Raw genomic sequence first — 12,797 nt, forward strand, 5'->3', positions numbered from 1 at the left:
CCCGTGCTCGGAAATATGAAAGTCGAGCCGACCGAGAGCAAGTCAATCTGCCCGCTGCAGTGGCGGTAAAAAAATAAACCAGGCGCTGCATCAACGCGTGCGCTTCGAGGAGGAATCGTGAACATCTATCGCCGAACCGCGGTCGCACTTGCTTTTCTTGCGACAGGATTGCTGGGCCTGCAAGGCATGGCGCGCGCAGAACCTGGAGACGAGATCTGCTTTCCGCGATATCAGCAAGCCGGAGCCGTCCCAGGGCAGCCCAGTTGCCCTGCGGCCGCTTCTGGCGCATCGGTGGGGCTTGGCAGTTTTTTCTGTACCGCCGAATCCGATCGCATCGCACGATATTGCGCCGGTGATCTCAATGGCGACAAGGAAGCGCCAGCCGAACCACAGAGCTGCCCCGCAGACGGGCAGCAAGCCGGTGCGCCGATCATTCCTTCGCGCGCCGAGAAGTTTCGCGAGGAAATCGACTGGTCCGATTCAGGGCCGGCCGCCTTGTCCCTCGTGCGCATCTACCGCAGCACCTGGGAAGGCGACACCCATCATGCGGACGTCGGCCTTGGCCAGGTCTGGGTCCACAACCACAGCACCCGCCTGAAGCTCAGTCCTGAGAACGCGCCCACGGAAGCGACCGTCTCCAGCGCCGAGGGCTACGAACGCAAGTTCGCCAAGAACTCGCAGAGCGGCGTGTGGGAGCCCAGGAACAGCAGCGACACACTGACTCCGAATGGCGCCGCCTGGGTCTACAAGCGCAGCGACGACGACAGCGTGCTGGTCTTCGATGCCGGCGGCAAGCCGCAAACCCGCACCGAGCGCAACGGCTGGACCACCACCTACACCCACGACGGTTCGGGGCGACTGAGCTCGGTGAGCAACGCCTTCGGGCGCACGCTCGGCTTCACCTACACCGGCAACCAGCTCGCCTCGGTACTTGCTGCCGACGGCCGTGTCATTGCCTACACCTACGACAGCCAAGGCCGCCTGATCGGTGTTGCCTATCCGGACGGCAAGCATCGGGATTTTGTCTACGAGAACAGTGCCCATCCCCATGCGCTGACCGGCATCCTCGACGAAGCCGGTGAGCGCTGGGGCATATTTGCGTACGACGGCCAGGGACGCGCGGTGACCACGGAACTGGCCGGTGGTGTGTCACGCTACCAGGTCAGCTACCCCTCGACGGGGACCGCCACCGTCATCGATCCGCTGGGCACCAGCCGCAGCTACGGCTATGCCACCAAAGCCGGCAGATTGGCCGTCACCAGTGGCAGCCTGCCCTCGGGCGAAGGCAACAGCGACGCGAGCAGCCGTGTGCAAGATGCCAACGGGCTCATCAGCCAGGAAATCGACTTCAAGGGCGCACGCACCGATTGGACATGGGACGCAGCCCGGCGCCTGCCCACCTCCGTCGCCGAAGCGGTGGGTACGCCCGATGCGCGCACCACGGCCTACCAATGGCATGCACAGTACAGCTTGCCGGTGCAGGTGAGCGAAGCTGGCCGCACCATTGCGTTGACTTATGACAGCGTCGGGAACCTGCTCAGCAGAGCCGTGACAGACACGGCGTTGTCGCCCCACACCACCCGCACCTGGAGCTGGACCTACAACGCCCAGCAGCTTGTCCAGACTGCGACCGAGCCCAACGGCGCGGTGACCAGCTATACCTACGACACGCGAGGCAACGTCCTCACCAGCACCAACGCCCTGGGGCATGTCACCAGCCATGCCTACGACAACGCCAATCGCGTCGTCAGCCGTACCGCGCCCAACGGCCTCGTCACCAGCTACGGCTGGGATGCGCGGGATCGATTGCTGACCCAGAGCGTGAACGGTGGTCCTGCAGGCACGCAGACCACTGCCTTCACCTACAAGCCCTACGGCAGCGTCGAGACCATCACGCTCTCCACCGGCCTTGTCCTCACCTACGACTACGACGTCGCCCACCGCCTCACAGGCTGGAGCAACAACCGCAGTGAGAGCGGCACTTACACCCTCGACGGCATGGGCAACCGTACCGCCGAGCAGATCAAGGACAGCGCCGGCAACATCGCGTGGAACGCGGCGCACACGATCAACAGCATCAACCGTCTCAGCGCGAGGACCGAAGGCCCCAACCAGACCAGTTCCTTCGGCTACGACGCCAACGGGGAACTGAGCCAGGAGACCAACGGCCTCAACCAGAGCACCCAGTACGGCCTGGACGACCTGCGCCGTGTCAGCGCCATCACCAACGCGGCCAGCGACTCTGCGATCTTGAAGTACAACGCCCTCGACGCGATCACCGAGGCAAAGGACTTCAAGGGCGTGGTCACCAACTACGCGCGTGACGCCCTGGGAAATGCCACCGCCGAGAGCAGCGCCGACACCGGTGGCGAGGCCACCCAGTACGACAACCTCGGCCTCCCATCCCAGATCACCGACGCCCTCGGCCAAGCGACGACGATCACGCGCGACGCCTTGGGTCGTCCCACCAGCCTCGTCTTCGCCGATGGCAAGACCACCACACTGCGCTACGACCTCACGGCCAACAGCAAGGGCTACCTCTCCGAGGTCATCGATCGCAGCGGCACCACGGAGTACACGCGCGATGCCTTCGGCCGCGTAGTCGTGAAGAAGCAGACCCTCGCCAACGGCAGCGTGCAGCAGGTCAGCTACGTGTACAACCCCAACGGCACGCTTGCGCGCTTCGCCTATCCCGAAGGTTCGATCCTCAACCACGCCTACGACAGCACCGGCCGCCTCACAGGCCTGAGCCTCAACGGCACCCCGCTCGTCACCAACATCACCTGGAACCCGCTGGGCCAGCCCACCGCCTGGACCTGGGCCTTCGCGTCTCCTGCCGTGGCCGCCAGCCGCAGCTACGACACCGCAGGCCGCCTGACCGCCACAGAGTTCAGCAGCTACGTCTACGACGCTGCCGGCCGCATCACCAGCCTCACCCAGAACCTTTACCAGCCCGGCGACGCCGACCCCACGCACAGCACCATCGGCAGCGGCAACGTCACCTGGACCGTCGGCTACAACACGGTGGGCCGCATCACCGGCTTCAACGCCACCGGCAACACCGCCGGCTTCGGCTACGACGCCAACGGCAACCGCTCGAGCAGCACGCGCGTGCTCGGCGGCCTGAGCACCAACCGCACCTACACCGTGGGCGCCACGAGCAACCGCCTCGCGGGCTTCACCCAGAGCATCAACGGCGCGAGCAACACCAGCGTCACCTACGGCTACAACGCCAACGGCGACCTCCTGAGCGATGGCCTTCGCAGCTACACCTACGACGCCGAAGGGCGCCTGGCAGCCTCCACCACCGGCGCCACCGACACCAGCCCGACCACGCGCTACGCGCACAACGCGCTGGGCCAGCGCGTCTTCAAGACCGAGCCGCTGTACCCACCCAGCCAGGGCGACGAGGCTGACCCGGGCTTCATGCAGAGCCTGATCGCGTTCTTCACCAAGCTGTGGAGCCCGTCGACCACGCAAGCCGAGCAACTGGGCTATGCGTATGTCTACGACGAGCAGGGCACCCTCATCGCCGAGGTGGGCAGCGGCGGCACGCAGAGTGCGGGCCAGGCGCAATACATCTACCTGCCCACGGCCAACGGGCCGATGCCGATTGCGGCGGTCATCGACGGCGCCACGTATGCGGTGCACAGCGATCACCTGAACACGCCGCGCAGGCTCACGAACGCAAACGGGCAAGCGGTCTGGCAGTGGAGCTACAGCGCGTTCGGGGAAGATAAGCCGACGCTGGCGACGAACCGGTTTGCGAACTTGGAGGCGACGCCGAATCCGGGCACAACCAGCATCTCCGAGGTGAAGTTCAACCTGAGGTATCCGGGGCAGTATGCGGATGAGGAGTCGGGACTCTTCTACAACTACTTCAGGAGCTATGACACGAGGACGGGGCGATACAGCCAGCCGGATCCGATCGGGCTCAATGGTGGATGGAATCGGTTTGGCTATGTGAATGGAAATTCGCTAACTGGATCTGATCCATTTGGACTTGACACGATTGTTGTAATTGGTGGCAGTACAGGTGGAAATCCATTCGGACATGCGGCTATTGGATTTACAGGACAAGGCGTATACAGCTACGGGACCGGAACACCATTGGGTGGCAGCCTTACCGACTACCTTGCTTCTCAAGCCGGATATAGAGATTCGACGGCTTACATCATAAAAACGACGCCTGAGCAAGAGGCAAAGATGCTGAAGGAGATACTAAAATACCGTAGCACCCCACTACCTGATCCGCGAAAAGATCCTTGGGGATCCGCAAATGACACATGCGCGACTCGAACACAAAATGCACTGGAGGCAGGAGGAATAAGCTCCTTGTTTTCTCCTTTTACCAGCCCATTTCCCTCGTACACAGCGGGAATCGCATCGCGCAACGCCACGTCGTCTGTACCTATTCCGAAAGGTGGGACTATTCCCAGTGATTTTTCTTCTTTTAACAGGTGATTGCGATGATGAGGAAAATTGTACTGGTTACTCTGGTTTTGTTAAGCGGATGCGATAAATCAGCAATGAACCACGACCTATCGAATAAAACGGAATACTCCGTGCTGCAGTATTACGAATATGAACTCAGAAATAGCGAACACAATAAGGAATACTTGGTATTCAACAATGCGCTGAGCACTAAATTTACCGTTCTGGCGTTTCCCATTAAGGGAAAATCGATAGGCTACGTCGCAGTACTTGTCAATTCGGAAGGCACTCCCGAAACGAAGGTTGTACCGCAAGCCGATTTCGTTGTCACCGAGAAGGCGTATATCGCGGTCAAAAAAGAAACTGTCCTCCCGTCGGAAATTGATAAGTTCATTGCTGCACACGTGCGATAGCGGTGTTAAATTCCACCGATTCTTACCCGAGGGGGTACGGATAAAAATCTGGACTGGTTTTATGTCGAAAGTCCGCGGCTCTTGCGGTCTCGATGGGGCTGAGAGAGCCAAGGGAGATCGTGATTCGCTTCGCAGCACGTGCTTTGGTGGAGGCCGATGCGTCGAAAATCGCGTTTTTATGCATTAAGAGCGAACGTGCGATTTACGGAGGCGATCTGCCCAAGAACAGGTAATGAGAACGTGTACGAAGCAGTTGCAGTTCCTGCCTTGCCTGCGACCAGCGACTCGCTCCCTTCTGATCTGGCAGTCCTAGCTGCGACGCTGAGGTTTTCGGGCCTGGTTTTTTCGGAGAGAAGTGACATAGACGTCCGCGCGTATTTGGAGTGCGTCAACTTGGAGGCGCCTAGCGCACCTTGATTTCCCAGAGGGGCTGTGGTGACACACCACGGTGCTGGCCGAACGCAGTTCGTCTATCCGCCGGCTGCCAACGGACCAATGCCGACGGCAGCACAATCATGTGGGCCACTCGACCCCAAAGGATGTGCGGTGGCGGTGTGGAGAGATGCCGTCATACGACCTCGACCACGCCCGGCAAAAGTCGCTCGTAACGTTTCATCTTTACCGGGTCGATGCCCAACCATCGAGCCACTTGGTCCGGTTGTGTCCCCCGGCGCATTTGCCGGAGCGCAAACGTGTGGCGCAGTCGGAACGACCCGCCTTCGCGCGAGTCGACGCCTGCTTCCTCAAGTACACGACTCGCGCACTCGTGTTGCGATGCTTTTCGCCACTGGTTGCCAGTGCGTGAAGACGGAAAAAGGTACGAACCCGATATACCCGCCTCCGCGCGGACGGTTAGCCAGTGCTGTAGCAACTCCGCGGCCCAAGGCGCCATCGGCGTCTCGCGCGCTGGCGAATTGCCGTTCCCAGGTACCTGAAGCTTCCACAGACGCTCGCGCACGCGGCCGCCTTGCGCGACGGGTGCGTCCAACGTCAATGCACGCACATCTCCCGGGGTGAGTCCCGCACCAAGCTGCAACGCGACCGAGGCTCGGTTGCGTACGTCCTGCCAGGTCAGGGCTTCCCGCGCGTGCCGCAAAGCGCCGGGGCGCGGTCGGGCTGCCGACAGAAAGGCAATCATCAGTCTGGCCTCGCTCGTCGAGAGGTACTCCGGCTTAGGGTCGGCGTGCGCGGCACCGGCAAAACGGACTTCTGGATTTGCGGTGATCCAGTCCGAAGCTGCAGTGTTGACTGTGATGGCAGTGCGCGCCGCATGGTGTCGGAGTACGCGATCGATCAACCTCGTCAAACGCAACGCGTAGCGATGCGTGAGCGAAAGATCGGCCGCTTTGCGGCCAAATCGCGCCGCCTGAAACGCTTGCAGATCAGCCAGATCGAGGTTCGACAGGGTGACAACAGGCGACTGCCCTAGACACCAGCCCTCGAATGTTTGCCACATGTCCTCATAGAGCGACACCGAACCATCCAGGCGCAAGAGGCCCGCAGCTCGCTGATCGGCCAGCCAAGCGTTGAAGGCTTGCTCGAACTCAGCAACGTGTCCCCCTATTGGCGGCTCATCGAACAGAGGAAGGGAGAAATTAGCCATAGACATACCGAACTAAAAATGGACTAACAGCACACGAATGATACTCTGTATGTTGCTGGGCAGGTAAACTAGAGCGGTTGCTTAGAGGGGGATTGTTTGGACTAATCCGATGCTGTTAGTCCATTTTTCAATTCGGCTTGCAACTCATGCCTATGAGCAGTGGCAGGGCTGTTAATGCAGCCCGCCAGATTGACAGCGTTGCGGCTTCTGCGGTTTTGCTTCGCTGTTCATCTCGCAGCCGGCAGTGACGCGATTGCTCGCCGACCTCGAAGAAAGCGTGGGCTTCCAGCTCTTCGAACGATCACGCGGGCGGCTGCATCCCACTGTGGAGGCGCATACGCTCTACGAAGAGGTCAACCGCTCGTTGATCGGCGTGGAGCGCATCGCACGCGCCGCCCATGAGATCAGGACGCAACAGCGCGGCGCGCTGCACGTTGCAGCGCCGCCGTCCATCGCGCTTTCCTTCATGCCGCGCGCGATCCCGCACTTCCTTAAGCGCCACAGAGGAATCCAGATCTCGCTGGGCGCCTATGACTCGCGCACGATCGTTGACATGGTGATCGGTCAGCGCTGCGACGTGGGCATCGTCAACCTCTCCATCCACAACACCGGCACACACGGCGGCAGCCTGCTCACGGTGGCGCACACATGCGCCGTTCCTGTGACGCACCGTCTGGCGAGCCAATCGGTGGTCGTGCCGGGCGACATCGAGGGTGAGCTGTTTCTCGCCCACCCAAACGAGATCGGCACGCGGCTGCTGATCGACACTACGTTTGCGGCGCATGGTGTGAAGTACAGTTGGCTCAAGTGGAGAGCTAGGTCTCGGCCGCGCTTTGCTAGCTCGTGGCGGCGGGTCAGGGCATCGCCCTGGTCGATGCGATCACCGCTATGGAATACAAAGGGCGCGACCTGCGCTTCATTCCATTCGAACCTTCGGTCCCCCTTGAGTTCTCGGTACTCACCCCCTTGCAGCGCGCACCATCCGAACTGGTTGACCCGCTCATTGCGCACTTGCGGGAGTTCGCCGTAGCAGAGTTGGATCCCCGGTTGGTGATGAAGTAATTTTTGGTGGAGCTGACAGCTAGCCCGCGCTGCGCACGTGCGAGTTTCGGCTTTCACCTACAAAGGCGGGGAAGCATTCGCGTGTCCGTCCGGCTAGCATGGCGTGCCCTTCAATGACCTACGCTGTATGCCATCCGCCGAAGCAGAACGAGTCCTTGCATTTTTTCGTCAAGAGTATTGGCCAAATGAGGAGCGTTCAGCAAACGCTCTTCAACTTAGCCGGCGAGTTGTCGGCTCCAGCATTGGCATTCAGCAACTCATGGACGAAGGGTTGCTGACGCAGTCTTTAGACAAGGCCTACTTCCGGCTGACGGACAAGGGCGTCGAAGCGCTGGGCTTTAACTTGAGAGATTGAACGCGAGGCGGCCGTGGCCTTCGCTAGAAGCTCTGTCCACTCGGTCAGGCTGTCAGTTCAGTGCGGTAGACGCTCGACGCCAGTTGTCGCGAACCAGGCTCGGTACGCGCGCGAAGTGCTTCGTGCTGTCCGTAACGACCACGGCGTCGACCGCCAGCGCGTGGGACGGCGCGGTCTTCCAGCGTCGCTGAAACCGCATGTGGTGCATGTCAAGTCCTGCACCATCTACGAAGATTGCCCTTGTCAAAATGGGCTCGCGCCCGCATACGTACCATCAGTAGATGAGCACATCTTCGATAGGTAATCGACCCCAGTTCGTCGACATTGGCGTAAATTTCCACTCGACGCAGCTAGCCTCGATCACGGAGGCAGTGCTGACCCGTGCAAAGGCGGCGGGCGTGACGCAAATTCTGGCCACGGGCACTTCGCTCACCTCCAGCCGCCTTGCCCTCGACCTCGCAAAAGCGAATCCCGGTGTTGTATTCGCGACCGCGGGTATTCATCCGCACGGGGCAAAGTCGCACGACTCAAACGCACTTCGCGCACTTGTAGAGCTTTGGAAGGTTGCCGAAGTCGTAGCTGTCGGGGAGTGCGGCCTTGACTACAACCGCAACTTTTCGACCCCACCGTTACAGCGCATCGCATTCGAGCAGCAGTTGTCGATGGCAGTCGAAACGCGCAAACCTCTCTTCCTCCACTGTCGCGACGCGTTTGCCGATTTCCACGACATGCTCACCGCTGTTGTTGCGGGCGGAATCCGTGGTGTCGTTCACTGCTTCACCGGCGACCGCGCGGAAGCGGAAGCGTTCCTCGACATGGGACTAGACATCGGCATCACGGGATGGGTGTCAGATCTCAAACGGGGCGGGGCGCTTCGCGAAGCTATACCGGCAATCCCCTTGAATCGACTTCACCTTGAAACTGACGCTCCTTATCTTCTTCCGAAAAACGCAGGAATCCGCAGCGGACGCAACGAACCCGCCAACCTGCCTTTGGTCGCTATCAGCGTGGCGGAGCTCATGAACAGGGATGTCGAAGAAATTGCTCGAGTCTGCAGCGACAACAGCCGCCGCATGTTCGGTCTTCCAAGCGCCTGAAACGGCCAGGAGTCGCATACTTTCTGCGGGACCCCGCGCGTTCGGAATGCCGGTACTTTTGCTGGTCGGACTCCATCGCCGAAGATGAAAGACTGGCCTTATCTGACACAGCGATTTGTCCTTTCGAAGAACATCCGGAGCCTTCTTGATGCAGCCCTCCAGCCGCCCTCTTCATGGCCGAAGTAGCGGGTTAGTCACAGTCGCGGCATCTGACCGTCCATTCTTGCAATCACATGGCGATATCGTTTCATGCATCGTTTCATAAAATGATGCAAAATTCGATTTTCTAGCAGGAAGAGGGCATAGATGGTAATTTTCAATATCGTTTCATATGGCTGCTGATCCCGTCGGAATTCTCCGCGCTAAAGGGCCGATTCAGGCAGGCGAACTTGCTGACGCGATGGGCGTGAGTCGTCCCACATTGAGCCGGGCCATCCGCGCTGCAGGAGCGGGCGTTATCGTGCGCGGAAACGCCAGACGCACGAAATACGCCGCACGCCGAGCGCTGAGAGGGGACAGCGATCCGATCCCGCTTTTTCGAATTGATCGCCTTGGAACTCAACACCAGGTTGCCTTGCTGGATTTGGTGTATCCCGATGGCACAGCCGCGGAGTTTTCCGAGGAGATTGGGTGGCCCTTGGACGATGAAATGAAGCAGGGCTGGTTCGAAGGTCTGCCGTACATGATGCAAGACATGCGGCCGCAAGGTTTTCTCGGGCGAAACTTCGCGCGACACCATGGGGCCCTGCTGAAGGTGAGCGATGACCCGGCGAACTGGTCAGACGACGACGTGCTGTACGCACTCTCGCTGCTTGGCAGTGACGCCCCAGGAGACCTGCTAGTGGGCGAAGCGGCGGCCAGGAAATGGCTCGAGCAAGTGCAGGCGTTGAATGACCGCGCAGGACCACATGGAATAGCTGACGACCAATTGGTCCAGTCGTACCCCAGGCTTGCGGCTCAAGCTCTAGAACTTGGAGTGGCGGGCTCATCGGCGGGCGGCGAATTTCCGAAGTTCACTGCCATGCGGAGCACCGCCGAAAGCAACAAACACGTGCTGGTGAAGTTCTCTGGATCTGATGATTCCCCGGGCACTCGGCGCTGGGCAGACCTGCTTGTCTGCGAGCATCTTGCTGCTCAAGCGCTGGCGGAGCGCGCAGGCATCGACGTGGCCAAATCCAGAGTCCTCATCCTTGCGAACCGAACGTTTCTCGAGGTCGATCGATTCGACAGGCATGGGGCCATCGGTCGTTCCCCGGTCGTCTCCTGGAGCACGTTGAACTCGACTTTCGTCGGTGCCGGCGGGCGCCCTTGGGTGGAGGGAGTCCGTCCCCTGGCCAAGATGGGATGGATCACCGACGATGATCTTGGTCGTATTGGTCTTCTTGGGCACTTCGGGCAGCTCATCGGCAATTCCGACATGCACGATGGCAATCTGTCCTTTCAGCCCGTCAAGGTTGGCGACCAAGCGAAGCTGCAATTAGCTCCGATCTACGACATGCTGCCAATGACCTATGCACCGGTGCGCGGCGTGGAACTGCCCCCTAGAACCTATGCACCGCGGCTGCCCTTGCCATCGGAGAAAGAGCGTTGGAAGCGAGTTGCAGTGGCTGCGGTCGCATTTTGGGACAGCGCGGCTGCCGATGATCGCATCAGCGCTGAATTCCGAGCGGTGTGCGCTCAAAACTCACGGACACTTCAAAAAACACGTGGTACGTGAAGGTTGACGAAGCAACGCATGGCGCAACTCGACGCCAAGCAGAAGACTTCACTGGATTTTTAGGAATTCTCGTTTCACAGTGAAATTCCTCCGGTTTTAATAAACCTTATGTTAAATAAAATGGTTTGAGTTCGTTTTTGCGTGCCCATAGCGCCCACATGTCTAACTTGCCTTTTCCCTCGTTTTCTTCACGGGAATAGGCTTGCCGGAAAGCGCTCGGCTTTGCCTTGGCATACACACCGACGCTGAGTTTGACCAACGCGCCCTTGCTCTGCAACTCGGCGAGCGCACGGCCCACCTGCGCCGGACTGCCGAAGCTCTCAAGGAGAGTGGCGCAGTTGTACCGGCGCGGCGTGGTTGTGGATTGTCCTATTCGTATCCTGTTAGTAGGCTTTAGAGAGAGATGTGGCACTGCTGCCACCTAGCGCTGCGGTACGCCATTCAGGCGACCGCTCGCCGCAAAGGACTGAAGCCGGAGCTTGGCTGGGCTACCTCAGGGACTGGAGCCTCTGCGCACGGGTGATTTGCGCATGAGCAAATCTGAAATGCATCGTTGCTGCAAGCCCTGGGGCCTTTCAAACTGCACGGCTTTGGTCGCGTTGCCACCATGCGCACTTTTTCCACCACAAACCCCGACGACGACGCACAGCAAGCACTCCGCCTGCTCGGCCCCGCGCCCGCCAACTGGGTGCCCTCGCACCCCGGCATCGATCACAACCTGCTCATCATCGGCGGCGGACAGACCGGCAGTGCTTTCGCGTTCGCGCTGCAGCGCGCAGGCATCGGCGGCGTCAGCGTCATTGATGCAGCAGCCGAGGCTTCCCAGTCCGGCGTGTGGCTTACGCATGCGCGCATGCACACGCTGCGCACGCTCAAAAACCTGGTTGGCCCCGAAGGCCCGGTCACGGCGCTGGGCTTCCAGGCCTGGTACGAATCGCGGCATGGGCAGGAGGCCTACCTAGCCATCGACCGCATTCCGCGCACCGCTTGGGCCGAATACCTCGACTGGTTCCGTGGCATCACGGGCACCGCGGTGCGCTACGGTACGCGGCTCGTTCGCTTCGAGCCAGTCGCGAGCACCGCGCTGCCGCATTTCAGGCTGCACCTTGAGGTGAACGGCGAGCCGCGCACTGAGACCGCACGCAAGCTGATCTTCGCAAATGGCGTGGCCGGCAGCGGTACGCCCTTCGTTCCCGACCTGCTGGCGACTGCCGTGAGCAAGGGCCTCGCGGCCCACACCGGCCATGCCATCGACTTCGCTGCACTCGCAGGTAAGACCGTAGCTGTGATCGGTGCAGCTGCTTCGGCTTTCGATGCGGCGGCGGTGGCACTCGAGAACGGTACCGCTGAAGTGCATTTGTTCGCGCGCCGCAGTCAATTGGCAGCCACGCCGGTGGCGCGCGTGCGTGGTTACCCAGGCCTCTACGACAACTACCTCGCTCTGCCCGATGCAACGCGCTGGCACCATGCGGCACGCTACCGGCGCCTAGGCACCACGCCGCCGCCGGACTCGGTGCAGCGCGTGCTGAAGTTTCCCAACTTCCACCTGCACCTCGCGGCTTCATGGCAGGGCGCGCAAGTGCGCGACGGCAAGGTGATCGCTTCGGTGCACGACGAGACCTTCCGCTTCGACTTCGTGATCGCCGGCACCGGCTACACACACGGGTTGTCGCAGCGGCCTGAGCTGGCCGGAGTGGCAGACCTGGTGCTGCGCTGGCGTGATCGCTTCGAGCCGCCGGCGCACGAGCGCGACGACGAACTCGGTGCGGCGCCCTATCTGGGCGCAGGGCTCGAATACCTCGAGAAGACGCCTGGCACTGCATCCTGGCTGCGCGACATCCACACCTACAACCCGGGCGGCTTCGCCAGCACAGGCCTGCCGCTGGGCGACGTGCCCAGCATCCGTGGCTACGTGCCCGCGGTGGTGCGCCGCATCAGCGAAGACCTCTTGCTGGCCGATCTCGCGCTGCACGAGGCGCGCACGCGCGCCGAGGTGCCGGTGGATTTCGACGAGACGCTTTACGCCGGAGCCATCTGGCAAGCCGGCGCGCAACGGCTCGAGGCCTGAGGCGCTCGGTCGCTACGTGCTGTCGGCAGTCCGCTGATGAGGGTGGGA

Annotated in this window: 8 protein-coding genes; 7 read left to right on the forward strand and 1 reads right to left on the reverse strand. The window is 60.9% G+C overall.

Annotated elements, in window-relative coordinates; translation table 11 throughout:
- Window positions 1-117: 117 nt before the first annotated feature.
- Complete coding sequence (locus BM133_RS31580) at window positions 118-4,464, forward strand: RHS repeat-associated core domain-containing protein (protein ID WP_143100267.1); 4,347 nt, start codon at window positions 118-120, stop codon at window positions 4,462-4,464.
- Window positions 4,465-4,529: 65 nt separating this feature from the next.
- Window positions 4,530-4,847: a hypothetical protein gene (locus BM133_RS34975; protein ID WP_177225008.1), complete on the forward strand. Its 318-nt coding sequence runs from the start codon at window positions 4,530-4,532 to the stop codon at window positions 4,845-4,847.
- Between the two features lie 568 nt (window positions 4,848-5,415).
- On the opposite strand, the gene BM133_RS31585 is transcribed toward BM133_RS34975, so the two are convergent.
- Window positions 5,416-6,450: a tyrosine-type recombinase/integrase gene (locus tag BM133_RS31585; RefSeq protein ID WP_093443065.1), complete on the reverse strand. Its 1,035-nt coding sequence runs from the start codon at window positions 6,448-6,450 to the stop codon at window positions 5,416-5,418.
- A gap of 253 nt (window positions 6,451-6,703) precedes the next feature.
- Here BM133_RS31585 and BM133_RS31590 point away from each other — a divergent pair, with 253 nt between their 5' ends.
- The 5 genes from BM133_RS31590 (at window position 6,704) to BM133_RS31615 (ending at window position 12,749) form a co-directional block, all read left to right on the forward strand.
- Window positions 6,704-7,480, forward strand: a complete 777-nt coding sequence (locus tag BM133_RS31590) for a LysR substrate-binding domain-containing protein (protein ID WP_256219416.1) — start codon at window positions 6,704-6,706, stop codon at window positions 7,478-7,480.
- Window positions 7,481-7,639: 159 nt separating this feature from the next.
- Window positions 7,640-7,867: a hypothetical protein gene (locus tag BM133_RS34980; protein WP_143100269.1), complete on the forward strand. Its 228-nt coding sequence runs from the start codon at window positions 7,640-7,642 to the stop codon at window positions 7,865-7,867.
- A gap of 281 nt (window positions 7,868-8,148) precedes the next feature.
- On the forward strand, window positions 8,149-8,964 hold the full coding sequence (locus BM133_RS31600; RefSeq protein ID WP_093442999.1) for a TatD family hydrolase: 816 nt from the start codon (window positions 8,149-8,151) through the stop codon (window positions 8,962-8,964).
- 331 nt (window positions 8,965-9,295) lie between these two features.
- Complete coding sequence (gene yjjJ / locus BM133_RS31605) at window positions 9,296-10,681, forward strand: type II toxin-antitoxin system HipA family toxin YjjJ (protein WP_093443001.1); 1,386 nt, start codon at window positions 9,296-9,298, stop codon at window positions 10,679-10,681.
- A 607-nt stretch (window positions 10,682-11,288) separates the two neighbouring features.
- On the forward strand, window positions 11,289-12,749 hold the full coding sequence (locus tag BM133_RS31615) for a SidA/IucD/PvdA family monooxygenase (RefSeq protein ID WP_093443003.1): 1,461 nt from the start codon (window positions 11,289-11,291) through the stop codon (window positions 12,747-12,749).
- Window positions 12,750-12,797: the final 48 nt, after the last annotated feature.

This window comes from Variovorax sp. 770b2, from assembly GCF_900115685.1.
In the GTDB taxonomy this organism is placed as follows: domain Bacteria; phylum Pseudomonadota; class Gammaproteobacteria; order Burkholderiales; family Burkholderiaceae_C; genus Variovorax.